Below are 26,449 nucleotides of genomic sequence, written 5' to 3'. Positions count from 1 at the left end.
TTTGGGAGATTCCGCCATGGGTCCGTTTCCGCACGATGCGCCAGCCGCCACCATCAGCGCCGATAATCCGATGGGCACGGACGGCTTTGAGTTCGTCGAGTATGCGCACCCGAAGCCTGCAGAACTGCACGCGCTGCTCAAGCTGATGAGCTATGCGCCGGTCGCTCGCCACAAGACAAAGAAGATCACGGTCTATCGCCAGGGCGACATCAATTATCTCGTCAACGAGGAGGCTGGTACCCACGGCCATGGCTTCGTCGCCGCGCACGGGCCCTGCGCGCCATCGATGGCGTTTCGCGTGGTCGATGCGAAGCAGGCCTATGAGCGGGCGCTCTCGCTGGGTGCGGAGCCCGCCGATATTTCTTCCGCGCAGAAGACGCTCGATGTGCCCGCGATCAAGGGCATCGGCGGTAGCCTGCTCTATTTCGTCGACCGCTATGGCGCCAAGGGCTCGGCCTATGACCTCGAGTTCGAATGGCTGGGCGCCAAGGACCCACGTCCTGCCGGCGCGGGGCTGTATTACGTCGATCACCTCACCCACAACGTCCATCGCGGCCGCATGGATGTATGGACCGGCTTCTACGAAAAGCTCTTCAACTTCCGCCAGATCCGCTTCTTCGACATCGAGGGCCGCGCATCCGGCCTGTTCTCCCGTGCCTTGACGAGTCCGGACGGCAAGATCCGGATTCCGATCAACGAGGATGCCGGCGATTCCGGACAGATCGAGGAATATCTCAACATCTATCGCGGTGAGGGCATCCAACACATCGCCTGTGGCGCGCGGGATATCTACCGCACCGTCGAGGCGTTGCGCGAGGCGGGATTGCCGTTCATGCCGTCGCCGCCCGATACTTATTTCGAGAAGATCGATGCGCGCCTGCCGCAGCATGGCGAGGACGTCGCGCGGCTGCAGCGCGACGGCATTCTCATTGACGGTGAGGGCGTGGTCGACGGCGGCCACACCAAGGTGCTGCTGCAGATCTTTTCGGCGAACGCGATCGGGCCGATTTTCTTCGAATTCATCCAGCGCAAGGGCGATGATGGATTCGGCGAGGGTAATTTCAAGGCGCTGTTCGAGTCGATCGAGGAGGATCAGATTCGCCGCGGTGTGTTGAAGGTGGGGAACGCGGCCTGAAAGGTTTGTGGCGGCGCAATCATTCACTGTCATGCCCGGGCTTGTCCCGGGCATCCACGTTCTTTGGAGCTTCATGCAAAGCAAGACGTGGATGGCCGGGACAAGCCCGGCCATGACGGAAAGAGGATTACCGTCCCGCCTTCCACGCGTTTGTCAGTTCACCGATATCCGCCTTCTCCGCATCCCTGATCGATGACGGCGTGCGCGAAAAGCGCGGCGCGGGCGCCGGCTGCGTCACGCCGTGACGCTCGACGAACACCTTGCGCGCGGCCATGTGCGGGTGTTTTGGCGCTTCCGCCATGGTCAGGATCGGCGCGAAGCAGATGTCGGTGCCCTCCATGATCCTGCACCAGTCCTCGCGGGACTTGCTCTTGAACACCTTTGTGAGTTTCTCCTTCAGCGCGGGCCATGCCTTGCGGTCCATCTGCGCGTCGAAGTCGGCGTCGGTCAGGCCGGCATGCTGGCGCAGCAGCGCATAGAACTGCGGTTCGATCGAGCCGATCGAAATGAAATTGCCGCAGGAACATTCATAGATGCCGTAGAAATGCGCGCCGCCATCGAGGAAATTCTGTTCGCGTCCTTCGACCCAGCGGCCGATCGCGGTCATGTCGAAGAACATCGACATCAGCGACGCCGCGCCATCGCACATCGCGGCGTCGACCACCTGGCCCTTGCCGGATTTTGACGCTTCCAAAAGCGCGGCGAGCACGCCGACCACGAGATAGAGCGCGCCGCCGCCGAAATCGCCGACCAGGTTGAGCGGCGGCACCGGCTTCTCCTTCGTGCCGATCGCGGCAAGCGCGCCGGTGACCGAGATGTAGTTGATGTCATGGCCGGCCGCTTGCGCCAGCGGGCCCTCCTGGCCCCAGCCGGTCATGCGGCCGAACACCAGCCGCGGGTTGCGGGCCATCACCACATCGGGCCCGAGGCCAAGCCGCTCCATCACGCCGGGGCGAAAGCCTTCGATCAGCGCATCGGCGCCAGCGAGCAGGTCGAGCACCTGCGCGACCGCGGCCTTGTCCTTCAAATCGAGCTCGACAACTTTCCGGCCGCGCCCCGCCACCGATTTCAGGTTCTTCTTCGCGCCGACGCGATCGAGTGTCACGACTTCCGCGCCCATGTCGGCCAGCATCATGCAGGCGAACGGGCCCGGGCCGATGCCGGCGAATTCGACGATGCGGAAGCCGGCGAGCGGGCCGGAGGTGCGGGTGGCGGATTGGGTGGCTGGTTTGTCGAGCACTTGTTTTCTCTCCCAAGGGAAGCGTCTCTGGCAACGCTTTAATTAGTTGATTAGCTAAATTGTCCCGCCGAAGCGAGGCCCTGACAAGCTTCTTTTGCCGAGAATCGGACCAAAATGCGAAAGCGGCGCGCATTGCTGCGCGCCGCTTGCATGAAAGTTGTGTCCAGGCGCTATTAGCCCGCGGCGGTCACTGCGCGCTGCGCCATCACCTTGATGAGGTTGGCACGATAGTCCGACGTGCCGTGGATGTCGCTCATCAAGCCGTCGGCGGAAATCGTGACGCCGTCGAGCGCACCTGCCGACCAGTTCGCCTTCAAGGCCGCCTCGATCGCCGGCACCCGCATGACGCCGTCTTGCGAGGCGCCGGTGGCGGCGACGCGGACATCGCCGGCGGAGGTCTTGGCCACGAACACGCCGGTCAATGCGAAGCGCGACGCCGGGTGGAGAAATTTGGAATACCCCGCCTTGGCCGCAATCGGGAACGTCACCGCGGTGATGATCTCGCCGTCTTCCAGCGCCGTTGAGAACAGGCCCTTGAAGAAGTCATCGGCCTTGATGCTGCGCTTGTTGGTCGTCACGGTCGCATCAAGCGCGAGCAGGGCGGCGGGATAATCCGCCGCCGGATCGTTGTTGGCGATCGAGCCGCCGATGGTGCCGCGATGGCGCACGGCGGGATCTCCGATCAGTGAAGCGAGATAGGCCAGTGCGGGGATTGCCTTCTTTGCCGCTGCGTTCTGGGCGACGTCGCAATGCGTCGTGGCCGCCTTGACCGTCAGCGTGTCGCCGGATGCTTCGATGCCGACAAGCTCCTTGATCTTGCCGAGATCGATTACGTCGGAAGGCGAGGCCAAGCGCTGTTTCATGACAGGGATCAGCGTGTGACCGCCGGCCAGGTATTTCGAGTCTGAACCCTTGGCGAACAATGCCGCGGCTTCATCGATCGAGGAGGGACGGTGATAGGTTGTCTGGTACATGGTTTTCCTCCTCAGCCGTGGATCGCATGCCAGACGCGATCGGGCGTCGCGGGCATTTCGAGTTTGTTGTTGCCGATCGCATCCGTGATGGCGTTGATTACGGCGGCCGACGCGCCGATCGCGCCGGCTTCGCCGCAGCCCTTGACGCCGAGCGGATTGCCCGGACACAGCGTCGTGGTGTGCGACAGCTTGAACGACGGCAGGTCGTCGGCGCGCGGCATGGTGTAATCCATGAAAGACGCCGTCACGAGCTGACCCGATGAGTCATACACCACGCCTTCGAGCAACGCCTGGCCGATGCCCTGGGCAAGGCCGCCATGGACCTGGCCTTCGACGATCATCGGATTGATCAGTCGCCCGAAATCATCAGCCGCCACGAAGTTGACAAAGGAGCTCTTGCCGGTAGCGCTATCTACTTCCATTTCGCAGATGTAGGCGCCGGCCGGGAAGGTGAAGTTGGTCGGGTCGTAGAACGCGCCCTCCTTCAGACCCGGCTCCATGCCGTCAGGCAGATTATGCGCGGTGTAGGCGGCGAGTGCGACCATCGGCAGCGCGATCGACTTGTCGGTGCCGGTAACCTTGAACTCGCCGTTCTCGATGACGATGTCGTTCTCGGATGCCTCGAGCTGATGGGCCGCGATCTTCTTGGCCTTGGCCTCGACCTTTTCCATCGCCTTCAGAATCGCGGTGAGACCAACGGCCGCCGAGCGCGAACCGTAGGTGCCCATGCCGAACTGCACCTTGTCGGTGTCGCCATGCACGATCTGCACCTGGCTGATGGGAATGCCGAGGCGATCGGCAATGAGCTGGCAGAAGGTCGTCTCATGGCCCTGGCCGTGGCTGTGCGATCCCGTCAGGACTTCGATGGTGCCGACCGGGTTGACGCGGACTTCGGCGGATTCCCATAGACCCACGCCGGCGCCGAGACTGCCGACGGCTTTTGACGGCGCGATGCCGCAGGCCTCGATATAGCAGGAGATGCCGATGCCGCGCAGCTTGCCCTCGGATTTAGCCGTCGCCTTGCGAACCGGAAAGCCCGCGTAATCGATCGCCTTCATCGCCGCATCGAGCGAGGCATTAAAGTCGCCGATGTCATAGGCCATGATGACGGGCGTCTGATGCGGGAACTGCGTGATAAAATTCTTGCGGCGCAGTTCGGCCGGATCGACCTTCAACTGCCGCGCCGCGGTCTCCATCAGCCGTTCCACCACAAAGCTTGCTTCGGGGCGGCCCGCGCCGCGATAGGCATCGACCGGCACGGTGTTGGTGTAGACGCTGATCACTTCGGCGAAGATGTTGGGGATGTTGTACTGGCCCGACAGCAGCGTCGCGTAGAGATAGGTCGGCACCGAGGAGGAGAACAGCGACATGTAGGCGCCGAGGTTGGCGTAGGTCTTGACGCGCAAGCCCGTGACCTTGTTGTCCTTGTCGAACGCCATCTCCGCCTTGGTGAGGTGATCGCGGCCATGGGCGTCGGTGAGAAAGGCCTCGGTGCGATCGCCGGTCCACTTCACCGGACGGCCGACCTTCTTGGAGGCCCACAGCGCCACCATCTCTTCGGGGTAGATGAAGATTTTCGAGCCGAAACCGCCGCCGACGTCGGGCGCCACGACGCGCAGCTTGTGCTCCTGCGCGATGTTGTAGAACGCCGACAGCACGAGGCGGGCGACATGCGGATTCTGCGAGGTCGTGTAGAGCGTAAAGTGCTCTTCGGGCTCGTTATACTCTGCGATCGCCGCGCGCGGCTCCATCGCGTTCGGCACCAGCCGGTTGTTGGTGATGTCGAGCGACACGACATTGGCTGCCGACTTGAAAGCCGCTTCGGTTGCGGCTTCATCGCCGATGGTCCAGTCGTAGATCACGTTGCCCGGGGCTTCCGGGTGCAGTTGCGGCGCGCCCGCCTTGATCGCGGCGCTGATGTCGGCGGCGGCCGGCAATTCCTCGTAGTTGACGACCACGGCCTCGGCGGCGTCCCGCGCCTGGTTCTTGGTTTCCGCGATCACCACCGCGACCGCTTGCCCGACGAAACGCACGGTTTCCGGCGCCATCGCCGGCCATGCGCCCATCTTCATGCCGGTGCCGTCCTTGGAGGTGATGGCCCAGCCGCAGATAAGGTTGCCGATCTTGTCATCGACGATCTGCTGGCCGGTCAGCACGCCGACCACGCCCGGCATCTTCATCGCCGCGGATGTATCGATGCTCTTGATTTTGGCATGCGCGTGCGGGCTGCGAACGAAATGCGCGTAGGTCATGCCCACCAGCTTGATGTCGTCGACGTAACGTCCCTTGCCGGTAATGAAACGGCGGTCTTCCTTGCGCACGACGCTTGCGCCAATGCCTTCAACGCCCATGTCCTGTCCTCCCAACCGGAGTTATTGTTTCCGCTATTTCGTTTCGAAACGCGGTGTTGAATTCGAAAAATTGCTCGCCGGCGGCTTCTATTCAGCCGCCTGCGCGACCTTCATCCGGCCGGCTGCGTCGAGCACCGATTTGACGATGTTGTGGTAGCCGGTGCAGCGGCAGATGTTGCCTTCCAGCTCGTGCCGGACGGTTTCCTCGTCGAGCTGGCCGCTGTGGCGGTGCACAATATCGATCGCCGACATGATCATGCCCGGGGTGCAGTAACCGCACTGCAGGCCGTGATTATCGCGGAACGCCGCCTGCATCGGGTGCAGTTCGTCGCCTTTCGCGATGCCTTCGATGGTGGTGACGCTGGAGCCGGCGGCCTGGCCCGCCAGCACGGTGCAGGATTTTACCGCCCGGCCATCGATATGGACGACGCAGGCGCCGCACTGGCTGGTGTCGCAGCCGACATGGGTGCCGGTCAGGTTCAGATTTTCGCGCAGAAGATGGACGAGAAGCGTCCGGTCCTCGACCTCGGCCGAGACGGCTTTGCCGTTCACCGTCAGTTTGACTGTAGACACGCGTGGTACCTCCCGATGTTTTATAATTATTCCAATTAGAAACACGGGAGAGGGAACTTGCAACTAGGATTTTGGTCGCCCCTGTCATTGTGATGACATTCGCGTAGCGCGCTGAGGATTCTCGCGGAGAATCTTTTTACCCTCCCCTGGAGAGGCCCTGGAGGGGGAGGGTGCCGCTCATGAAATGAGTGGCGGGGTGGGGTGACGGTCTCTCCTCTCGATCAGCGCCCGAGTTGGCAGATCACCCCACCCCGTTTCGCATTTCGCTTCGCTCCATGCGAACCGACCCACGAGCGAGCTTCGCTCGTCTCGCCCCTCCAGGGGAGGGAAAGAGCCGTCCCTGCAACTTTTGCCCGGATTTACGTACCTTTATCCATTCTGCCTTAAGTTTGTGCGCCGGATTGGGGGCTGGGCCTCCCGATGCCTGTTTTTCAGAACGAAAACGGGGTGTGACGTGCGATTCTTGAAGCGTAGCGGCTCGTTATTCAAGCTCCCAACCCTGCGGTTCCGCGCCAAGATCATGCTTGGCTTTGCCGTCGTGCTGGCAATTTCGGCCGCCAGCATGGGTTTTGCCTATCTCGGCTTCGAAAATGTTTCGGCCGGCGTGGACTCCTACCGGCACAGCGTGCAGGAGGCGGATCTGTCTCGCGACATCGATCGCGAGCTGATCTCCTATCGCTCGCTCGCCCGCTATTTCGTGGTCACCGGAAAGGAAGAGGACGGCAAGGCGGCGCTGGCGGCCGAAGCCAGCCTGAAGGACGCGATCACGGCCTCGATGAAGGGGACCACCAACCCGACACGGCTCGAGCAGATCGTCAAACTGGAGCGGGAATTCCGTATCTTCACCAAGATTTTCGCCGATATCCTCAAGGTCAAGGACGAGAGCGCGCGGATCGCGCAAAATCAGCTCACGCGCAGCGGCCAGTCGCTCTATTACAAGCTCGATGATCTTCCCAGCGACGCCGATGAATCCGAGCTTCAGGCGGTCACCTTCAGCGCGAAAAAAGTGGCCGATGAGCTTCAGGCCGTGGTCGGACTAGCCAATACGTTCGTCATCAACTCGGACAAAACGGTCGCATCCAGCGCACTCGCGCGCCTGAAATTCCTCGGCAGTTCGATAAAGGCGATCCCGGCGAACAATGACAAGCTTCGTGAGGGGGTCCAGGAGATCTCGGCTCTCCTGGAACAATACCAGAAGTCGCTCGCCAAGCTGGTCGATAATGCCAAGGAGATCGACGAGCTTATTCTGGAAATGACGGAGTCGGCCGCCGCCATCAACAAGGGCTCGGCGGCGATGAAGTCGGACCTGCTGGCCGACCAGAAGCGGCTCGAAGCCGAGTCGGACGCGACCATCGGCGAGACCGAGCGGCTGATCCTGATGCTGGCCGCCGGCGGTTTCGTGCTCGGCGGTTTGCTGGCGCTGCTGCTCGGCAAGGGCATATCCCGGCCGATGACGGCGATGTGCAGTGCGATGCGCGAACTCGCCGCCGGCAATTTCGAAGTTGTTCTGCCGGGCCTTGGCCGCAAGGACGAACTCGGCGAGATGGCGAGCGCGGTCGAAGAGTTCAAGGTGCAGGCCATCGCCCGCGCCGAGCGCGACGCCGCTACCCAGGAAGCGCAAAACAAGGCTGCGAGCGCCGCGCGCCGCGCCGAACTCATTCGCTTCGCCGACGAATTCGAAGCAGCGGTTGGCGCCATTGTCGCTAACGTTTCATCTTCCGCCGTGCAGCTCGAAGCCGCGGCGGGCACACTGACGCGGACCGCGGAAACCACCCAGAGCCTGTCGAGCCAGGTCGCCGGCGCCTCGGAAGAAGCCTCCACCAATATGCAGTCGGTGGCATCAGCGACCGAGGAATTGTCGGCGTCCGTCGACGAGATCGGGCGCCGCGTCAAGGAAAGCAGCCAGATCGCGGAAGCCGCCGTGCGCCAGGCCGAACAGACCGACGGGCGGATCGGCAAGCTGTCGCGCGCCGCGCAGGAGATCGGCGACGTCGTCAAGCTGATCACGGCGATTGCCGAGCAGACCAATCTGCTGGCGTTGAACGCCACCATCGAGGCGGCGCGTGCCGGCGATGCCGGCCGCGGCTTTGCGGTGGTTGCGTCCGAGGTCAAGTCGCTGGCCAGCCAGACTGCGAAAGCGACCGACGAAATTTCCAATCACATCTCGGGCATGCAGGGCGCGACGCAGGAATCGGTCGCTGCGATCAAGGAGATCGGCGGCACCATCGGAAAAATCTCCGACATCGCCGCGACGATCGCCAGCGCCGTCGAGCAGCAAAGCTCGGCGACGCAGGAAATCGCGCGCAGCGTCCAGAACGTCGCGCAAGGTACGCAGGAGGCCGCCGCCAACGTCATGCACGTCAATCGCGGCGCAACCGAAACCGGCTCGGCTTCCGAGGAGGTGCTGAATTCGGCGCGCACGCTGTCGAGTGAAAGCAGTCGCCTGCGCGAAGAGCTCGACCGCTTCATGGCGAATATCAGGGCGGCGTGAGAGTATCCATCGCCGTCGCCCCTGCGAAAGCAGGGGCCCATACGCCGCGGCCGGTATGAAGGGTACGCCGTGCGACGGCTTCGCTTCAGCAGCCCACAGCGCTAGTTGATTAACACAGAGTGTCGCCCACCACGCTTCCTCGATGGATCACGCGGTATGGGTCCCTGCGTTCGCAGGGACGACCGTGGGGGGAAAGGCGAGAACCTATTAACCTGGCGCCCCTGTTTTCGCAGGGACGACAGCGAGACTACTCCCTCCCGAACTGGTGCTTCAGCTCGACCTTCGCGCGCTCCAGCCTTGTGCGCTCCGTCTTTGGCAACGTCTTGCCCGCGCGGTTGATATAAAACGTCAGCATCGACAGCGCCGAGCGATAGGCGCCGGCCTTGCGGCGCGAACTATGTTCGGCGGAGCGCTTGAGCGATGCCGCGATTTTCTTTGCGCTGGTCAGCTTGAAGACGCCGGGTTTCAGATCGAGCGCGTCGCTTTCCCGGGTGACCCGTTGCGACCATCGCTTCGGCGATGATTTCTTCGCAGTTGTCGTGCGGCTGGTTTTTCGGGCTGCAGTCTTTCGTGGGCGTGTCGTCTTCCGTCGCTCGGCCATGGTCGGCTCCATTGCTGTTTTGCCGAAAACGGTCGTCCGATGGTTCGGTTCCTTGTCGTTGTTCGAATGACGGTGACGTTGCTGGCAGGCGCCTCCGCTACCCGCGTCGCGAGGATGTAATTTTTCATCGCTTCGCTCCATCCATCCTGTGAACTGTTTGAGATTTGAACTCGGAAGCTCCACGTCATTGCGAGAAGCGAAAGCGACGAAGCAATCGATGTCTCCGCAAGCGGCGAGGTGGATTGCTTCGCTTCGCTCGCAATGACGTATTGAGGATTAGGCGCGCTGGATGCCCAGCCTTCGCGCGGGGCATTCCGACAGCTATGCAATTTCGCCACCCAAAGCCCCGGAACCCCACCCCTCCAAGGGGGTTATCTTGGGGTCGGGCATCATGTTTGCCGCAATTTGACGCGAAAACCCTGGGGCTGGGGCGTTCCGGGGGTGTTTTTTCATTGGTCCAATCGGATGGTTCCGAAAGCAATACGGCACGGTGCGGCGGTGGGTGAGAGCGCCTCCATTTCCGCGCCGCTGAAACAGGATAGCGACGGCGTCGTCGAGACCAGCATCCCTGCGCGGCTCGATTGTCTGCGCTGGGGCGGTTTTCACACGCGCGTCGTGGCTGCGCTCGGCATCACCTGGATTCTGGACGGGCTGGAAGTCACGCTGGCGGGCGCCTTGTCGGGCGCGCTCAAGGAAAGCCCGACGCTGCAATTTTCGAATTTCGATGTTGGTCTCGCCAACAGCGCCTATCTCGCGGGTGCGGTGCTCGGGGCGCTTGGCTTCGGCTGGCTCACGGATCGCATCGGGCGCAAGAAACTGTTCTTCATTACGCTCGCGCTGTATCTCACCGCGACGGCCGCCACCGCGCTGTCGTGGAACGTGGCGAGTTACGCGCTGTTTCGCTTCCTGACCGGGGCGGGGATCGGCGGCGAATATACCGCGATCAATTCGACGATCCAGGAGCTGGTGCCGGCGCGCTATCGCGGCTGGACTGATCTTGTGATCAACGGCAGCTTCTGGATCGGGGCTGCGATCGGCGCGGTCGCCGCCATCGTGCTGCTCGATCCCAACGTGCTGGCGCCGGATCTCGGCTGGCGGCTGGCTTACTTCATCGGCGCAGCTCTCGGCCTGATCGTCTTCGTGATGCGGATGTGGATTCCGGAAAGCCCGCGCTGGCTGATGATCCATGGCCGCCCTGACGAAGCGCACGCGATCGTCGACGATATCGAGAGGGCATCTACGAGACATTCGGATCATCCGGCCGACGAGGTGTTCCCGAAGGTCAGGCTGAAGATGCGCAGCCATACGCCGCTGGGAGAAGTGGCGCATACATTGTTCACGAGGTACCGGAAGCGTTCGCTGGTCGGGCTGGTGCTGATGGCGTCGCAGGCGTTCTTCTACAACGCCATCTTCTTTACCTTCGCGCTGGTGCTGACCGATTTCTTCGGCATCCCGGCCAACGATGTCGGCTGGTACATCCTGCCGTTTGCGGCAGGCAATTTCCTCGGGCCGCTGTTGCTCGGCCGGCTGTTCGATACGCTGGGCCGGCGCATGATGATCATGGTGACCTATGGCGTGTCGGGCATTTTGCTTGCGCTGTCGGGCTATCTGTTCTCGATCGGCGTTCTGACTGCGCAGACCCAGACCATCGCCTGGATGGTGATCTTCTTCTTTGCCTCGCCGGCGGCGAGTGCGGCCTATCTCACCGTCAGCGAGACGTTTCCGCTGGAGGTGCGCGCGCTCGCGATTGCACTGTTCTACGCGATCGGAACGGGCATTGGCGGCGTGGCAGGACCGGCGCTGTTCGGCGCCCTGATCGATACCGGATCGCGTAACAGTGTCTTCGCCGGCTACCTGTTCGGGTCGGCATTGATGATCGTGGCCGCCATCGTGGCCTGGAAATACGCCATCGCGGCCGAGCGCAAGTCGCTCGAATCTGTCGCACGGCCGCTCGCATTTGTGGAGTAGGATGAGATGAATGAGGATCTGCTGGAAATGCCGTTGGAAGAAGATATCGTCCGCGAAGACGAAGCCGCGCCGGAAACCGTTCCGGTGCCGAGCTCGCTGGTGCCGCACTTAAGCGAAACCGCGATCCTGCTCGACATCGACGGTACGCTGCTCGATCTGATGCCGACGCCGCGCGAAGTCTGGGTGCCGCCGGGCCTGGCGAAGACCCTGAACCGCCTGCTGGTGCGAACCAACGGCGCGCTGGCGCTGGTCAGCGGCCGCTCGCTCAACGATATCGACTTGATTTTTGCGCCCGATCAATTTCCGGCGGTCGGCGGCCATGGCGCCGAGATGCGGATCGAGCCGGACAGCGAGTCAGTGGACGCCCATGCGCCGCCACTGGACAAGGAATTGAAACGCCGGCTGGCCGCGATCGCAAAGCTGAGCCCAGGAATATTGCTGGAAGACAAGGGTTACTCGCTGGCGCTGCACTACCGCCTCGCCCCGCACGCCGAGAAGGCGATCTATGCCGCGGTGTCGCTGATCAGGGCCGATCTGCCCAACGCGCCGATCGAGGTGCTGCCCGGCAAATGCGTTTGCGAGATCAAGCATTCCGGCTTCACCAAGGCGAGCGGCGTGCACGAGTTGATGAAACGCGAACCTTTCAAGGGCCGCCGGCCGTTCTTCATCGGCGACGACGTCACCGACGAGACCGTGTTTGCGATCATGCCTGATCTCGATGGCCTTGCCTTCTCCGTCGGACGCCGCGCCAAGGGCGTGGCCGGACACTTCGATGCGCCGAGCGACGTGCGTGAATTTCTCGCGCACCTGCTTGACGACGAAAGGGACGCACCGCTGCCATAATGTTTTTGGTCTCGACGGCTTTCGACCACAGATTCTCGCGCTTGATGCCGAGGTTCGCGATACATTTTATTTTTCGTGAGTTCCGGTGAGTTCCTGCACGCCGTAGCCCGAATTTGGTTTCAATTCGTTGAAAGGGTGATCAGGAACCATATTGATGAACGGTTGTTAACGCGAGCGCATCAACGGGAGGGGACCTTTGAACCTCGTCGTCGTTTCTAACCGCGTTTCCCGCGGAAAACCCAACGAACCCATGACGGGGGGACTCGCCGCGGCGTTGTTGCCGATCGTCGAGAAGTCGGGCGCTATCTGGGTCGGTTCCAGCGGAAGGGTCCGCGACGGGAACCTGAAGGAACCTTTTGCCGAAATCGAAGCACTGGGTACCGGTGCGCTTGCGATGCTCGACCTGCCGGCCGCGCATTACGGCGGCTATTACGAAGGTTTTGCGAATTCCACGTTGTGGCCGGCGTTGCATTCGCGCGCCGATCTGATCCGCGCCACGCAAGAGGACTATCTCAGCTATCGCGAAGTGAACGCCTTCATGGCGCGTGCGCTGTTGCGATTCCGGAAAACGGATTCGGCGTTCTGGATTCAGGACTATCATTTCCTCGCGCTCGGCGCCGAGTTGCGCGATCTCGGCGTCACGCAGCCGATCGGCTTCTTCCTGCACACGCCGTGGCCGGCGCGTTCGGTGATCGGCGGCGTGCCGCATCATCGCGAGCTGATCGAGGCGATGCTGGCCTATGATCTGATCGGTTTTCAGACCGAGGAAGATTGCGAGAACTTCCTGTCTTACGCTCAGTCCGATCTCGGCCTCGTCGTGCATGACGGCGTCATCATTTCGCGCTATGGCCGCACGCGCGCCGCGGTATTTCCGATAGGCATCGATCCCCAGCAATTCGCACAACTGGCGGCGAAGGCGTCGACCCATCCGGATGTCTCGCGGCTGCGGCGCAGCCTCAATGGCGAGAAGCTCGCGATCGGCGTCGATCGGCTGGATTATTCCAAGGGCCTGATCAACCGCATCAAGGCGTTCGACCGGATGTGGACGCTGCATCCGTCGCTGGCGCGCACGGCGTCGCTGCTGCAGATCGCGACGCCCTCGCGCGGCGCGATCGAGGCCTACGGCAATCTGCAGAGTGAGGTCGCGAGGTTGGTCAGCGACGTCAACGGTGTGCATGGCGAGGTGGACTGGACGCCGATCCGCTATCTCAACAAGGGCTACGGCCAGGCCGTGCTGGCGGGCCTCTATCGCGCCGCGCAGGTCGGCGTGGTGACGCCGCTGCAGGATGGGATGAATCTCGTCGCCAAGGAATATGTCGCCGCGCAAAACCCGGTCGACCCCGGCGTGCTCGTGCTGTCGAAATTCGCCGGCGCCGCCAACGAGCTCGACACCGCGCTGCTGGTCAATCCGCACGATATCGACGGCATGGCGCGCACCATCGCGGTCGCGCTGTCGATGCCGCTGACCGAACGTCGGATGCGCTGGGAAGCGATGATGGCGAAGCTGCGCGGCCACACGATCCAGCAATGGTTCGCCGACTTCACCGACGCGCTGCGCGAATGCCAGCTCGACCGGGAAGAATTGGCGACTGTGGTGACCGAGCCCGCACTATGGCCGCTTCGCTCCGCCAACAATAACGGTGCGCGGTATCATTAGTCCCGGAGCGGCTGTCTTCCTCATCCTGAGGAGAGGGAATCCAAGCACTCAACTCAATAACAATACGACACGCCATCCAGCACGGGGCAGCGCGCCTTGGTCGGCGCGCTCGGATTTTCCATCGGCACGTAACCGCCCTTCCCGTTACCGGCGAACACGCCGGGGCCGATCACGACCGACGACTTGTTACCGATGATGACGCTCGGATGCGGCGAGACCAGGTTCGACCGCGTGCCGTCCGCCCAGATGAGCGATTCGCCGGCGAAAATCCCGCGCCTGCCGTCGTCGCAGGTGACGTCCACGCCCTGGCGGGTGCAGGACTGCGCCATCGCGGGGCCGGTGGCGCCCAGCGCAAGGGCCGATACCAGGATGGAGAATTGAAGTGTCCGCGTGATCATCATGCCGTCCTCCACCGATGGGTTGCCACTTGTCGTCGTCGATCGTGGCCGGATTCCGGTTCAAGGCCCGACAAGGCGCCAACTGTCCGATGCCGGATGATCAAAATAACCAAATAAATTCAATGAATTGGGGAAATTTTAGCGGCCGCGCCCGGCCTCCCTTGCAAAATCAGTCCTGCCCCTTCAAGAGAGGGCCTCCGGAGAGATGGCCGAGTGGCTTAAGGCGCACGCTTGGAAAGCGTGTGTGCGGGAAACCGTACCGTGGGTTCGAATCCCACTCTCTCCGCCAAATGTCCGGCCTGGGCTCGTTTCGCGGCCGTCGGCGAGTTTGTCTCTCGCTGCTCTACCGGGCCTCTCGAATCGCCATATCATACGCGTCGATCGTCGCCTTGGCGCGAACAGCCGACTCGGCTGCCGTCATGCCGGGTTTGTAGAGGCTGCTGCCGAGGCCGAACGCCAGAATGCCGGCCCGCGTGTAGTCCAGGAAGTTCTTGTCGGAGACGCCGCCCACGGCGGCGATCATCAGGTCTGCGGGAAGAACGGCGCGAATGGCGGTGATGCCCGCGGCGCCAAGCACGCTGGCGGGAAAGAACTTGAGGCTTGAAGCGCCCGCCTTGGCGGCCAGCAGGGCCTCCGTCGGGGTAAAGACGCCGGGCATCGTGACCATGCCGCAGGTCCGGGCGCTGGAGATGACTTCGGGATCGACGTTGGGGGAAACCATGAGCCGGCCGCCGACATCATGGAGCCGTGCCACATCGTCCAACGTCAGGACAGTGCCGGCACCCACCAGGATTCCGGCGGGCGCCTTCCTGACGGCGATCTCGATGGAGCGGAACGGATCCGGAGAGTTGAGCGGGATCTCTATCGCCGTCATGTCGTTGTCGATCAGCGCGCTGACAATATCCTGCGTTTCCTCGGGCCTCACGCCGCGCAGGATCGCGACCAGCAGACGCTTCATCGGGGGAAATGGGACAACGCTCATTCGTCTGATCCTCTATACGTTCCAAATGGATTCCGCGGCCATCGAAAGGCCGCGACGGACCGCATCCTCAGCGCCGATTGATCGGACAGGAACGGAGACCGTGTCAAACGCCAACTGATAAAGCGTCTGGAGCCGTCCTGACGCCACCAGCGTGATGCCGCTCCTCGGTACGTCTCCGGCAAGTCCCGCCGCCAATTCGAGACCAATCAGAGTACCGGATATTTTTTCGCGGGCCGAGGATGGCGTGCCGCCGTAGAGGAGTTGACCCGATCGCACCTGGAACAAAAGATTGGCGGCCAACGAAGGCGTCTTGAACGCGGCAATGACCGCCGACCTGAAGGCGTCGATATTTTCCGCCTCATCGGCGCCGGTCACCGCGTGGGACAGGATCGTCTCTCGTGAGATGACGTCGAACAGCTCGCCCGTCATGAACGTGGCGAAGCGGAGGACGGTCCCACCACTGACCCTGACCCACTTCGAATGCGTGCCTGGCATGCAGACGACCGCATCGCCAGTCGCGTCCATGCCCAGCGCACCGAGCAACTGCGTTTCCTCGCCCCGCATGACATCCGGCGCGTTGCGGTCTCGCTGCGCGATTCCCGGGAGGATGCGGATGTCTCGGTTCTGTCCCGGCACCGGCACCGCATGCTTCAGGATCGATGCGAGCCGCGCCGGCGTGTCGACATATCCGGCTTCAACCCACCCGCCTCGGGCGCCGGCCATGCCGCAGACGACAACGGGCAACCCGGGGGCGGCGCCTACGGCTTCCAGATGCGATCGCAGCACGGTCGCGAAGTCGAGCTTGCCTGCCGCCATCATGCCCTCGTGGCTGCGCCGTTCTCCCAGCACGTTGCCGGCCCGGTCGACGAGCCAAAGCCGGAAACTGCTCGTGCCCCAGTCGACCGCGACATATGCAGCCTCGCTCATTTCAACTCCGTTCCGATGCCATCCGCGCCTTGGGGACATGGTATCACGCCGGTCTGCCGGCGAGCTACGCTCGCTTTGTAATTGATTTGCAGCGCTGCAATCAGCATGATCCGCCGTCATGCGATGCCCGCTGTTTTCCGCGGCGCGGTCTCGCCAACGCGCGCACGTCCGCAACAATGCGGCATAACAACAAAAATAAATACTTTGGAGGACGCCACCGTGATCAATCTTCCCTCTAGAAGCGCCCTCATGGGCCTTGGTTTCCTGATTGCGGCGCTTGCGCCGCAGGCCCATGCGCAATCGACCCCGAAAACGGTGACGCTGGTGGTCCCGTTTGCGGCCGGCGGCGGCACGGATACCGTCGCACGCCTCATCGGCGAGCGGATGTCGCGCACGCTCGGCCAGACCGTCATCATCGAGAACGTGGTCGGAGGCGGCAGCACGCTGGCCAATGATCGCGTCGCCCGGTCGGCGCCTGATGGTTCGACGGTCCTGATCAACCACGTCGCGCTGCTCGCGGCGCCCAGCCTGTTCATCAACCTGCGCTACGATACCAAAACGGCGTTTGAGGCGGTCGGCCTCGTCAACAACGCGCCAATGGTCCTGATTGGCCGCAAGTCGATCCCCGGCGCGGCACCGAAGGATTTTGTGGACTGGATCAAGGCGCAGGGTGACAAGGCAAACTTCGCGCATGGCGGTCTCGGGACCAACAGTCATTTGTGCGCCGTGATGATGGGCAATGTGCTCGGTTTCAAACCGACGGTCGTGGCTTATCGCGGATCAGCCCCCGCAATCGGCGATCTCCTGGCGGGGCAGATCGATCTTCTGTGGGATCAGGTGACCAACGCGCTGCCGCAGATTCAGGCCGGAACGCTTCACGGCATCGCTATCACCTCGCCACAACGTCTTGAGCAATTGAAGGACGTGCCGACCACCGCCGAGCTCGGCATGCCCGAGGTCAGCTACTCGATGTGGCATGGGCTCTACGTGGCAAAGGGCACGCCCAAGGAGACCATCAATGCGCTGAACTCGGCGCTCCGCGCGGCGCTGGCTGAGCCAGAGCTGCTGGAGAAGCTGAAGCAACTTGGAACCCTGCCATTCCCCGACAACGAGTTGACGCCTGAGGCGCATGCACGCCTGTTCGCCGCCGACCTGCCACGGGTGGCCAAGCTCGTTGAAAGCTCGGGGATCAAGGCGAGCGAAGCGAAGTAAGGGCGGCTCGTGCGGCGTGGAACGGCTGCGCTGGAACCGGCGCAGCTCCGTCACACGATCAGGTCGTGCGTCGCGTGGGTCGTGACAGCGTTACCCGGCTGATTCCACCATTGTGCAGACAGCTCGATCGGTTGGGCTGCCTCTGAAATCGCTGGCGGTGCGCTGGTTGCTGCGGCGTTTTCGGCGGAGCTGATCGACGCCGGGATGTCCTCTGCAAGGTCGATGACATCCGAAGTTCTGACGTCGGATATCTCGTCCTTGAAGTGGAACGTGTCGTCGGCGCCGTTGATGGTGATTGTCACCACCTGTGCGGTGCCGTCGATGGTGGTCACCTTGAAGCAGTCGGTCAGCGTGTCGCAGTCGTTGAGCGCCTGCACTTCGCAATTGGCGTTGTCGAGCGTGTAGGTCCAGACGCCATCCGCCGTCATCGTGAAGGTGCCATAGCCGCTTTCGCTTGCCTTCGGCGCGCATACTGCCGTGAACGTGTTGGGCGTGTTGTCGACGTCGGTATCGGTAAGCGCGCCGGTCGCGATCGGCGTACCGTATGTGCAAGCGCCAGCCTCGGTCACTGAGCCGGTCGTCGCGCCACAAATGACGGCGGCGTCGTTGGCGCCGTTGATGGTGATCTTCACCACCTGCGGGGTCCCGTCGATGGTGGTCACCGTAAAGCAGTCAATCAGCTTGTCTCCAACATTAAGTGCCTGCACCGCGCAATTGCCGTCGTCGAGCGTGTAGGTCCACACGCCGTCCGACGTCATCGTGAAGGTGCCATAGCCGGCATCGCTGGCCGTCGGGCAATTGACCGCCGTAAAACCGGGCGCGTTGTCGACGTCGGTAGCGGTGAGCGTCCCGGTCGCGGTCGGCGGGTCGCACTTGGTGCCACCGTCCTCGGTCACGGAGCCGGTCGTGGCGCCGGAAATGACTGCTGCATCGTTGGTGCCGTTGATGGTGACTGTCACCGTCTGTGGGGTGCCGTCGATGGTGGTCACCGTGAAGGAGTCGGTCAGCTTGTCGCCGACATTGAGTGCCTGCACCGCGCTGTTGGCATCGTTGACCGTGTAGGTCCATACGCCGGCCGTCGTCATCGTGAAGGTGCCAAAGCCGCGCGCGCTCTCGGTCGGTGTGCCGACCGCCGCGAAGGTGTTGGGCGCGTCATCGACGTCGGTGCTGGTGAGCGTCCCGCTGGCGCTCAGCGCGCCCAGCGCGGCGTTGGCGACGCCACTGGCCTCGATCGCCGTGCCATTGGTGGCGCCGGAGATGACGGCCGCGTCGTTGGTGCCGTTGATGGCGATCGTAAAGGGTTGAGCGGCCGAGAGCGTCCCGTCGGATACGGTGATCGTGAAATCCGTGGCGGTCGGCTCAATAAGCGCATTGATCGCGTCATTATCCGGAACGAACGTATAGGCGCCGGTCGTGCTATCGACGTAAAGCGTGCCGTAGGGACCAGCCCTTGACACATCGTAGGTTACGCCATCGATGACGGTGCTGCCGGCGGTTCCCCCGCTGATGCCGAAGGTAAGCGTCGCGCCGCTGTTGGGGCTGCTGGCAAGGAAAGTGCCGCTTGTCGCGGTGAAGAGGTCGAAGACCGTCGTGTCGATTTCAGTCGGCCCGATTACCGCATTCAGCGTCGGCGGCGTTGGCGGTGGAGGCGGCAGCTTTCCGAAAATGGTCTCCGGGACCGGGGCCAAGATCGACCCGGGCAACGCAGGCAATTCCCGCTCTGGGGAAGAATTATCAATCTGAATGAAATTGATCGGTTCCACGGGTAGCCGTTCGAGCGGAGGAGGCGTGCTCGATCCCGTCGACCCCAGTCCTTTTTCGAAGATGGCGAGCGCTTCCTGCTGGGCTGCCTGCAATTCGGCCATTCGCGCAGCGGAGTTTGTGGCCTGACTCACGCTGATCGAGGACCCTTGCGACCGCAGGATAATGGTCTGTCCGGGATCCTCGACGAGGAAGCGTCGAGGGATCACTTCCTTGGTGATCAGCTCGAACGCGCCGTGCTCGAGATCCTTGTATGTGATGTTGCCGTCGTCCAGGAGTGTGACGTTGGGCTCGGCGGCCTGGGCCTGTTTCCCAAGCGCGAAGGTCAGGGCTGTGAGCCACAGCATGCCGAACCCGCCGGCATGAACGCGGCTTCGAGGATCGTCGAGCGTGACTTGAGCGGAAATGCAGGTCGCGCGCCTGAGAGTGGCGGAACTGGCGGCGGTCCGAACGTTGCCGATAGTGTGGGGAAGCGGGGCCGCAGCGGCCTTCCGTTCGTCCCCAGTCTCGGCGTGGGACTCGACGAGCATGGCTCCAACCCCGCCTGCCACTTACCCCGTGCGATTTTTCGTGGTCTGGCTTTGCCCAGCCCATGCGGTCAAAATAATCCGGCGCCGCCAGCCGAGGGCAGGCCGCCGAGAACCTCCTGATCCCAAGTTACCCCAATCCATGGGCGTTAGGCTTTAGGCTCAAAAGAAGTAGTCCCTTTTGAGCGCAAGAAGGCTTGAGCCAACCGGTCCGGACTTCGAATCGACGGCCGCCGCACTGTCGATCTGCCGCGCGAAGCCAAGCTCATTGAAAGCTCGGGAATCAAGGCAAGTGAAGCGAAGTAGGCCACTCGCGCGACGCGAAAGTGGCAGTGCTGGAAAATCAGCGCAGCTCCGTCACACAATCAGGTCGAGCGCCGCATGGGCATGGCCGTTCCCGATGTGACCCCCGCCGTGATTGAAATAGTCAGACAGGTGATGCTTTGATGGAGACGGTTCGATCAATTGGGCTATCTCCGAAACCGTCGATGGATCGTCCGGGGCTGCCGTTTTGTCGGAGGGGCTGATCGGGGCTATGACGGCGTCCATCTCCGAAGCCTTCTCGACGACATCCGAAGCTTTGGGGCCGGACATCTCGTCCTTGAAGTGGAATGAGTCTCCATGCCCCTGCTGATGGGCAGCTGCTGAGCCAGATGCCGCATAGGCGGTTGCTGGCTCCACATCAGAGGCTCCATGCTTGTATGCAGTTTCGTGCTTGTTCGCTTCGCCTGAATTGGAATGATGGTCGTCTCCGCCATTTCCGTGCACTTTCGGAGCTCCGGAGTGCGGCCCGCCGTGATTTGCATTGCGCTGCGCATCGTCAGCAATCGCGGCGTCCTTCACGACCTGCGACGGCATGACCAAATCGTTCAGCGCGGCGAAATTCGCGCCGTGGATCTTGGTGTCGAGCACCGGCTTCTGATCCAGCACGAAGTTTTTCTCCACAGGCGTCGTGAAGTCACCGTGATGCACTTCGATTGGCGGTCCACTTGTTAGAGTAGCAATCGCCGCGTCATCATTGGTGGAGCCGGTCGAATACGTCCGGGCGTCGCCGTCGCTGGCGAAGTCAAAGCTGTTGCGCTCGCCGACCGTTCGAACCGTCCAGTTCCAGTCTGCAAGGAGCGCGCCGTCGCGGACGGTCCAGTCGGATGAAGCTTCGGTGGTGGTCGCCGTGGCGATGGTCTCGTCATCGCCTGCCGCCGTTGCGATTAGCGCAAGATCGACAGGCTCGCCGACTACCGGCGCTGACGCCGTTGCCGAGGTGTAAACGAAGTCCGACGCTTCAACGCTAACGATCCCCTGCAGATGAATTTCCAGCAGGCCGGAGGAGCCAATGGTCAGGGTTTGATCGGTCGAATTGACATACACGATGGTTTCGTTCGCCGCGCTGTCATAGATCCAGGCGATGGTATGTGGCGGCACCGAAGTGCTTGCGAAATTCAATGCCAGGAAGGCAAGTGCGCCGAGGGCCGCCAAGTCGATCCTGTCAGATCCGGATCTAAAATCGGAGATGACGTCAAACTGGGCCGCGTTGGAATCTGCTACGGACAGATAAACGAAGCGGTCATCTCCATTGCTGCCAGTGAGCAGGTCCGATCCAAACCCGCCGATGATGGTATCGTTTCCATTATTGGCGTTGATGGTATCGCTTCCCGAGCCTCCGTAGATCGTGTCATCCCCGTCATTGCCTTTGATAGTGTCGTTGCCGGAGCCACCGTAGACGTTGTCCCCCTTGCCGGTACCGTTAAGGGTGTCATCACCGGCGCCCCCATAGATGATTTGTCCGTCGTTGCCTCCTCCTGCGATGCTGTCGCCTCGGGGAGTGCCATAGACGAACGGTAGATCAGATATGACAACCGTCCCCGTGGCCAAATAGTCGAAATCATTGGGGTCCGCGTCGCTGGCGCCGTGGATGGTGATCGTCACCTGCTGTGCGGTGCCGTCGACGGCGGTCACCGTGAAGGTGTCGGTCAGCGTATCGCCGACGTCGAGCGCCTGTACCACGCTGTTGGTATCGTCGAGCATGTAGGTCCACACGCCGGCGGCCGTCATCGTGAAGGTGCCGTAGCCGCCCGCGCTCGCCGCCGGTGAACTCACCGCCGTGAAGGTGTTGGGCGTATTATCGACATCGCTATCGGTGAGCGTACCGGTCGCGGTCGGCGTGCCAGGGGTAGCGCCAGTCTCGATCACGGAGCCGGTCGTGGTGCCGGAGATGACGGCTGCGTCGTTGGCGCCGGTGATGGTGATCGTCACGACCTGTGCGGTGCCGTCGATGGTGGTCACCGTGAAGGTGTCGGTCAGCGTGTCGCCGACATTGAGCGCCTGCACCGTGCTGTTGGCGTTGTTGAGCGTGTAAGTCCACGCGCCGGCCGCCGTGATCGTGAAGGTGCCGTAGCCGCCCGCGCTCGCCGTCGGCGAGCTCACGGCGGTGAAAGTGTTGGGCGTATTGTCGACGTCGGTATCGGTGAGGGTGCCGGTCGCGGCCGGCATGCCGGGCGCGGCACCGCTGGCCTCGATTACCGCACCGGTCGTGGTGCCGGAAATGACGGCCGCATCGTTGACGCCATTGATGGTGATTGTGAAGGTTTGATTGGCCGAGAGCGTCCCGTCCGACACCGTGACGGTGAAGCTTTCGGTCGTCGGAGCCGTCAGCGCATTGATCGCGTCACTGTTCGGGACGTAGGTGTAAGCGCCGGTCGTGCTGTTGACGAAAAGCGTGCCATAGAGACCGGTCTTGGATATATCGTATGTCACCCCTTCCAGCACCGTGATGCCGGTGGTCCCGCCGCCGATGCTGTAGACGAGCGTGGCGTCGCTACGCGGACTGCTGGCAACGAAAGTTCCGCTCGTTGCGGTGAAGGCGTCAAACACCACTGTGTCGATTTCGGTCGGCCCGCTCACTGCGTTCAGCGTCGGCGGCATAGGCGGCAGTTTGCCGAAAACGATCTCGGGAGCTACGATGTTGATCCACTCCGGCGGTGGGAGAAAATTTGGCGTTGTGGAGGTGTCGGTCTGAATAAAATTGATTCGTTGCGCCGGCAGTTGATTGACGAAGGGAGGTGTGCTCGACCCGGCCGGCCCCAATCCTTTCGCGAGGTTGGCAAGTACGTCCTGTTGGGCTTCCTGCAGCTCCTCCATCCGGGCACGGGTATTCGCGCTCGGGCTTACGCTGATTGAGGATCCAATCCTGCTTAGGACGATTGTCTCTCCAGGGTCCGCGACGATGATGCGTCGCGGCACCGCCTCCTTGGTCACGAGTTCGAACGCACCGTGCTCGAGGTCCTTGTATGTGATGTTGTCGTCGTCCAGGAAAGTGACGTTCGGGTCGGCGGCCTGGACCTTCTTCGTAAGCGAGAAGGTAAGTGCTGTGAGCCACAGCATGCCGAACCTGCCGGCATCAGGCCGGCTTCGAGGATCGCCGACCGGGACTTGAGCGGCCGTGCAGGTCGCATGCCTGAGGGTGCCGAAACCGGCCGCGGTCTGAACGTTGCCGATAATGCGGGGAAGCGGGGCCGCAACGGCCTTACGTTCGTCCCCAGTCTCTGCGTGGGACCCGACGAGCATGGCTGTAACCCCCGCCTGCCACTTACCTCGTGCAAATTGTCGTGGTCTGGCTTTGCCCAGCCCATGAGGTCAAGCTATCCCGGCGCGGCCAGCCGAAAGGCTGGCCGCCGAGACCTCCTGATTCAAATTACCCCAATCCATGGGCGTTAGGCTTTAGGCTCAAAGGGAGTAATCCTTTTGAACGGATGGCAGATGATGCCTTCCCCCGATATCGGCTAATGTCGCCGCGGCCGATGGTTCAAAGAGCCCGCGAGCGATCTCTCGGACAAGATCTTCTCGAGAAAGGGGGGATCATGTGCACGCATGCGATGGTCGTATTGGTGACAGGCTTCGTTCTGGCGGCAGCCGGGATTCTCGCCGGACCGGCTCACGCGCAACGCGATATCGCCAAGCCCGCCGTTCAGGATCTCGCATCAAAACCAATTGGAAAGGTCGTCGTCGCCACCGGTTCGGTCACGCTTGAACGCGCGAGTGCGGTGGTCGTTCAGGCGAGTACCACAGGTCAGGCTGCTCAGGCGAAGGTAGGTGATCTCGTCTATCAGGGCGATGCCGTTGCAACCGGCGCCGACGGCAAGGTCGGTATCAACTTCACCGACGGCACGTCCTTCAACCTGTCGAACAACGCGCGCATGGTTTTGAACGAGTTCGTGTTCGATCCAAATAGTACGTCCAACGCATCCTTGTTCAATCTAACCAAGGGAACCTTCACCTTTGTCGCGGGCAAGGTCGCGAAGACCGGCGACATGAAGGTCGACACCCCGGTTGCGACGATGGGCATTCGAGGCACCACGCCACGCGTCGAAATTTCTGATGACGGGACAGTCAGATTTTCCACGCTCATTGAAGAGGGTAAAAGCAGTGTCGCGAGAAAGCCGGGGGCGCCGGCGGCGCAGCAACCCGAACAAAGGGCTCTTCCCAAGTCGAACCTGAACATCTGTCGAGGGTGCTAGGCCGTTGTAGGGCGCAAGCCGTTCCCGATGCCCGCAACTTGTCAGCCAGACGACGTCCGGGCGTGGAGCGTTCGAGTCGACGGCCGCTTCTTCCCTGGCGGCAGAATCGGAAGGCCGGATATGAAATTTCGTGCAAGCGGACCCGTCGTTCACGGCGCAACGCCTATTCTGGCCTTGCTGCTGCTCGGGTCGCTGGCTGCCGCGCAGAGCCCAGGGAAGAGCGACTATCTCGGGAACATCGAGCTGTGCAACGGCTCGGATCGCATCTCGCTTGCGGCCCGGATCAGTGGTTGCACGGCGCTGATCGATTCCGGTCAGGGTACAACGACGGCGCTTGCCGTTGCCTATAACAATCGTGGCAACGCCCATACGGCAAAGGGAGACTTCGACCGCGCCATCCCCGATTTCGATCAATCGATCAGGCTGGATCCAACCAACGCCAAGCCCCTCAACAACCGCGGTGCGGCTTACTTGAGAAAAGGCGAATACGACATCGCCCTCAAATCTCTCGATGAGGCGATCAAGCTCAATCCGAACTACGGCAGGGCTTTCGTCAACCGTGCCGGAGTCTACCTGAAAAAGAACGAATACGATCGCGCGGCGCGGGACTACGACGAGGCCATTCGCCTCGAGCCCAATCTGGAAGCCGCGTGGAGCGGCCGCTGCTGGACCCGGGCCATTCTCGGCGCGTTGCAGGCGGCGCTTGAAGACTGCAGCAAGGTGCTTCAGTCGTGGCCCAACGACGCCGCCACGCATGACTCGCGTGGACTGATCCACCTGAAGATGGGACAAGCTGACGCGGCGATCGATGATTTCAGTTCCGCGCTGCGTGTCGATCCGAAGCTGGCGAGTGCGCTCTATGGGCGCGGACTCGCCAGGCTCAAGAACGGCGACAAGGCTGGCGGCGATGCCGATATTTCAGCGGCAAGGACCATCCAGGCTGGAATCGACGACGACTTCACGCGCTATGGCGTGCGAACCAGCGATTGATCAGCCAGCTTGGTTCGGAAAGAGGCTCGTTCGAATCCACTCCCTCTCTCAGCGCCCGCCTTCGCTCGCACCCCGTGCGGCGGGCCCGCCATGTCGGCGCGCGGGACTCTATGGCGCTATGCCGCACGCGTGGCTATGGTAAAATTGGGCGCAACGGGCGATTTTTGGCTATTGTTCGATCGACCAAGCGCGGCGGCGCACTCGCTGCCCGAAAAGACTCTGTGGAGGAGCAACGCAAGATGAAGAAAGTCTCGACGATATTGTTCGCTACGGCTACGGCGATCCTGCTGTCGGCGCCGGCTCACGCGCAAGTGACACTGAAAGCCTCTCACCAGTTTCCGGGCGGCAAGGGCGATCCGCGTGACGAGATGGTGCAGATCATCGCCAAGGAAGCCAAGGCCGCCAATGTCGGCCTCGAGATCCAGGTCTACCCGGGCGCCTCGCTATTCAAGCCGAACGACCAGTGGAACGCCATGGTCAACGGCCAACTCGACATCTCGTCATTCCCGCTTGATTACGCCAGCGGCAAGGTGCGTGACTTTGGTGCCACTCTGATGCCGGGCCTCGTGCGCAGCCATGACCGCGCCGCGCGCCTGGCGAACTCGCCGTTCATGAAGGACATCAAGGCCAAGATCGAGAAGGCTGGCGTCATCGTGCTTGCCGACGCCTGGCTCGCCGGCGCCGTGGCCTCCAAGAAAGGCTGCATCCGCAAGCCGGAAGACATCAAGGGTGTGAAGATCCGCTCCGCCGGCCCGACCTTCGCGGCGATGTGGCAGGCCGCAGGTGCCTCGATCGTCTCGATTCCGTCGAACGAAGTCTATAACGCGCTGCAGACGGGCGTCGCGGAGGCTACCGATACCTCGACCGGCAGTTTCGTCTCGTTCCGCATCTACGAGCAGGTCAAGTGCATCACCGCTCCGGGCGAAAATGCGCTGTGGTTCATGTACGAGCCGGTGCTGATGTCGAAGAAGGCATTCGACAAGCTCAACAAGCAGCAACAGGACGTTCTGCTCAAGGCCGGCAAGAAGTCGGAAGAATATTTCGCGAAGGAGAGCAAGGGTCTCGACGAAAAGATGGTCAAGACCTTCCAGGACAACAAGGTCGAAGTCGTGACCCTGTCGGCGGCTGAGTACCAGGCGTGGCTCGACGTGGCACAAAAAAGCTCCTACGCCGAGTTCGGCAAGGAAGTGCCCGACGGCAAGAAGCTGATCGACGAGGCGTTGGCAGTCAAGTAAGGCTCCTTCGATAAGGACCGGCCGGCCGTTCGCCGGCCGATCTCTTGCGCTCACGGGAGCGGGGGGACGG

At 62.2% G+C, this 26,449-nt stretch carries 19 protein-coding genes and 1 tRNA gene; 10 read left to right on the top strand and 10 right to left on the bottom strand.

Annotation, left to right across the window (positions count from 1 at the left end; genetic code table 11):
* Positions 1–16: 16 nt before the first annotated feature.
* Positions 17–1,135, top strand: coding sequence for a 4-hydroxyphenylpyruvate dioxygenase (hppD, locus tag V1293_RS22030; RefSeq protein WP_334512171.1), 1,119 nt, complete (start codon positions 17–19; stop codon positions 1,133–1,135).
* Positions 1,136–1,262: 127 nt separating this feature from the next.
* Here hppD and V1293_RS22025 read toward each other — a convergent pair whose 3' ends face one another.
* The 4 genes from V1293_RS22025 to V1293_RS22010 form a co-directional block, all read right to left on the bottom strand.
* Positions 1,263–2,375, bottom strand: a complete 1,113-nt coding sequence (locus V1293_RS22025; protein WP_334512170.1) for a CaiB/BaiF CoA transferase family protein — start codon at positions 2,373–2,375, stop codon at positions 1,263–1,265.
* Between the two features lie 173 nt (positions 2,376–2,548).
* Positions 2,549–3,349 carry an FAD binding domain-containing protein gene (locus V1293_RS22020; RefSeq protein WP_334512169.1) on the bottom strand — a complete coding sequence of 267 codons (801 nt, stop codon included), beginning with the start codon at positions 3,347–3,349 and terminating at the stop codon, positions 2,549–2,551.
* Between the two features lie 11 nt (positions 3,350–3,360).
* Positions 3,361–5,700 (bottom strand): xanthine dehydrogenase family protein molybdopterin-binding subunit, encoded by a 2,340-nt coding sequence (locus tag V1293_RS22015; protein WP_334512168.1) that lies wholly within the window; start codon positions 5,698–5,700, stop codon positions 3,361–3,363.
* A gap of 87 nt (positions 5,701–5,787) precedes the next feature.
* Entirely contained in the window at positions 5,788–6,273 is a 486-nt protein-coding gene (locus tag V1293_RS22010) for a (2Fe-2S)-binding protein (protein WP_334512166.1), read from the bottom strand.
* Between the two features lie 520 nt (positions 6,274–6,793).
* Between V1293_RS22010 and V1293_RS22005 the strand changes: the two genes are divergently transcribed.
* Positions 6,794–8,764, top strand: coding sequence for a methyl-accepting chemotaxis protein (locus V1293_RS22005; protein WP_334516844.1), 1,971 nt, complete (start codon positions 6,794–6,796; stop codon positions 8,762–8,764).
* Between the two features lie 247 nt (positions 8,765–9,011).
* Here V1293_RS22005 and V1293_RS22000 read toward each other — a convergent pair whose 3' ends face one another.
* Entirely contained in the window at positions 9,012–9,365 is a 354-nt protein-coding gene (locus tag V1293_RS22000; RefSeq protein WP_334512165.1) for a DUF3175 domain-containing protein, read from the bottom strand.
* Between the two features lie 465 nt (positions 9,366–9,830).
* Here V1293_RS22000 and V1293_RS21995 point away from each other — a divergent pair, with 465 nt between their 5' ends.
* The 3 genes from V1293_RS21995 (at position 9,831) to V1293_RS21985 (ending at position 13,833) form a co-directional block, all read left to right on the top strand.
* On the top strand, positions 9,831–11,333 hold the full coding sequence (locus V1293_RS21995; protein WP_334512163.1) for an MFS transporter: 1,503 nt from the start codon (positions 9,831–9,833) through the stop codon (positions 11,331–11,333).
* 6 nt (positions 11,334–11,339) lie between these two features.
* Positions 11,340–12,176 carry a trehalose-phosphatase gene (gene otsB / locus V1293_RS21990; RefSeq protein WP_334512161.1) on the top strand — a complete coding sequence of 279 codons (837 nt, stop codon included), beginning with the start codon at positions 11,340–11,342 and terminating at the stop codon, positions 12,174–12,176.
* Between the two features lie 196 nt (positions 12,177–12,372).
* Positions 12,373–13,833, top strand: a complete 1,461-nt coding sequence (locus tag V1293_RS21985) for a trehalose-6-phosphate synthase (protein WP_334512159.1) — start codon at positions 12,373–12,375, stop codon at positions 13,831–13,833.
* A 53-nt stretch (positions 13,834–13,886) separates the two neighbouring features.
* On the opposite strand, the gene V1293_RS21980 is transcribed toward V1293_RS21985, so the two are convergent.
* Positions 13,887–14,234: a hypothetical protein gene (locus V1293_RS21980; protein WP_334512157.1), complete on the bottom strand. Its 348-nt coding sequence runs from the start codon at positions 14,232–14,234 to the stop codon at positions 13,887–13,889.
* A 196-nt stretch (positions 14,235–14,430) separates the two neighbouring features.
* On the opposite strand from V1293_RS21980, the gene V1293_RS21975 reads away from it, so the two are divergent.
* Positions 14,431–14,520 (top strand) — tRNA-Ser (locus V1293_RS21975).
* 54 nt (positions 14,521–14,574) lie between these two features.
* On the opposite strand, the gene V1293_RS21970 is transcribed toward V1293_RS21975, so the two are convergent.
* Positions 14,575–15,213 carry a 2-dehydro-3-deoxy-6-phosphogalactonate aldolase gene (locus V1293_RS21970; protein ID WP_334512155.1) on the bottom strand — a complete coding sequence of 213 codons (639 nt, stop codon included), beginning with the start codon at positions 15,211–15,213 and terminating at the stop codon, positions 14,575–14,577.
* Between the two features lie 12 nt (positions 15,214–15,225).
* On the bottom strand, positions 15,226–16,140 hold the full coding sequence (locus tag V1293_RS21965) for a 2-dehydro-3-deoxygalactonokinase (protein ID WP_334516843.1): 915 nt from the start codon (positions 16,138–16,140) through the stop codon (positions 15,226–15,228).
* A gap of 249 nt (positions 16,141–16,389) precedes the next feature.
* Here V1293_RS21965 and V1293_RS21960 point away from each other — a divergent pair, with 249 nt between their 5' ends.
* Positions 16,390–17,352, top strand: coding sequence for a Bug family tripartite tricarboxylate transporter substrate binding protein (locus tag V1293_RS21960; protein ID WP_334512153.1), 963 nt, complete (start codon positions 16,390–16,392; stop codon positions 17,350–17,352).
* Between the two features lie 50 nt (positions 17,353–17,402).
* On the opposite strand, the gene V1293_RS21955 is transcribed toward V1293_RS21960, so the two are convergent.
* Complete coding sequence (locus tag V1293_RS21955; protein ID WP_334512151.1) at positions 17,403–19,643, bottom strand: VCBS domain-containing protein; 2,241 nt, start codon at positions 19,641–19,643, stop codon at positions 17,403–17,405.
* Between the two features lie 354 nt (positions 19,644–19,997).
* Positions 19,998–23,204, bottom strand: coding sequence for a VCBS domain-containing protein (locus V1293_RS21950; protein WP_334512149.1), 3,207 nt, complete (start codon positions 23,202–23,204; stop codon positions 19,998–20,000).
* 293 nt (positions 23,205–23,497) lie between these two features.
* Between V1293_RS21950 and V1293_RS21945 the strand changes: the two genes are divergently transcribed.
* From V1293_RS21945 to dctP, 3 genes are all read left to right on the top strand, one after another.
* Positions 23,498–24,154 carry a FecR family protein gene (locus tag V1293_RS21945; RefSeq protein WP_334512147.1) on the top strand — a complete coding sequence of 219 codons (657 nt, stop codon included), beginning with the start codon at positions 23,498–23,500 and terminating at the stop codon, positions 24,152–24,154.
* 120 nt (positions 24,155–24,274) lie between these two features.
* Positions 24,275–25,144, top strand: coding sequence for a tetratricopeptide repeat protein (locus tag V1293_RS21940; protein ID WP_334512145.1), 870 nt, complete (start codon positions 24,275–24,277; stop codon positions 25,142–25,144).
* 239 nt (positions 25,145–25,383) lie between these two features.
* Positions 25,384–26,379 carry a TRAP transporter substrate-binding protein DctP gene (dctP, locus tag V1293_RS21935; protein WP_334512143.1) on the top strand — a complete coding sequence of 332 codons (996 nt, stop codon included), beginning with the start codon at positions 25,384–25,386 and terminating at the stop codon, positions 26,377–26,379.
* The last annotated feature ends 70 nt before the right edge of the window (positions 26,380–26,449 follow it).

Source organism: Bradyrhizobium sp. AZCC 1693 (genome assembly GCF_036924745.1).
GTDB lineage: Bacteria > Pseudomonadota > Alphaproteobacteria > Rhizobiales > Xanthobacteraceae > Bradyrhizobium.
This window is presented reverse-complemented; position numbering and strand designations above follow the sequence as displayed.

Excerpts from the sequence above, each read along its gene's own strand:
- V1293_RS21980 (WP_334512157.1), bottom strand. The coding sequence starts at position 14,234 with ATGATGATCACGCGGACACTTCAATTCTCCATCCTGGTATCGGCCCTT.
- V1293_RS21940 (WP_334512145.1), top strand. The coding sequence starts at position 24,275 with ATGAAATTTCGTGCAAGCGGACCCGTCGTTCACGGCGCAACGCCTATT.
- V1293_RS21955 (WP_334512151.1), bottom strand. The coding sequence starts at position 19,643 with ATGCTCGTCGAGTCCCACGCCGAGACTGGGGACGAACGGAAGGCCGCT.
- V1293_RS21970 (WP_334512155.1), bottom strand. The coding sequence starts at position 15,213 with ATGAGCGTTGTCCCATTTCCCCCGATGAAGCGTCTGCTGGTCGCGATC.
- hppD (WP_334512171.1), top strand. The coding sequence starts at position 17 with ATGGGTCCGTTTCCGCACGATGCGCCAGCCGCCACCATCAGCGCCGAT.
- otsB (WP_334512161.1), top strand. The coding sequence starts at position 11,340 with ATGAATGAGGATCTGCTGGAAATGCCGTTGGAAGAAGATATCGTCCGC.
- V1293_RS22015 (WP_334512168.1), bottom strand. The coding sequence starts at position 5,700 with ATGGGCGTTGAAGGCATTGGCGCAAGCGTCGTGCGCAAGGAAGACCGC.
- V1293_RS22005 (WP_334516844.1), top strand. The coding sequence starts at position 6,794 with ATGCTTGGCTTTGCCGTCGTGCTGGCAATTTCGGCCGCCAGCATGGGT.
- V1293_RS21995 (WP_334512163.1), top strand. The coding sequence starts at position 9,831 with ATGGTTCCGAAAGCAATACGGCACGGTGCGGCGGTGGGTGAGAGCGCC.
- V1293_RS22020 (WP_334512169.1), bottom strand. The coding sequence starts at position 3,349 with ATGTACCAGACAACCTATCACCGTCCCTCCTCGATCGATGAAGCCGCG.
- V1293_RS21950 (WP_334512149.1), bottom strand. The coding sequence starts at position 23,204 with ATGCTCGTCGGGTCCCACGCAGAGACTGGGGACGAACGTAAGGCCGTT.
- V1293_RS21945 (WP_334512147.1), top strand. The coding sequence starts at position 23,498 with ATGTGCACGCATGCGATGGTCGTATTGGTGACAGGCTTCGTTCTGGCG.
- V1293_RS21965 (WP_334516843.1), bottom strand. The coding sequence starts at position 16,140 with ATGAGCGAGGCTGCATATGTCGCGGTCGACTGGGGCACGAGCAGTTTC.
- V1293_RS21960 (WP_334512153.1), top strand. The coding sequence starts at position 16,390 with ATGGGCCTTGGTTTCCTGATTGCGGCGCTTGCGCCGCAGGCCCATGCG.
- V1293_RS22000 (WP_334512165.1), bottom strand. The coding sequence starts at position 9,365 with ATGGCCGAGCGACGGAAGACGACACGCCCACGAAAGACTGCAGCCCGA.
- dctP (WP_334512143.1), top strand. The coding sequence starts at position 25,384 with ATGAAGAAAGTCTCGACGATATTGTTCGCTACGGCTACGGCGATCCTG.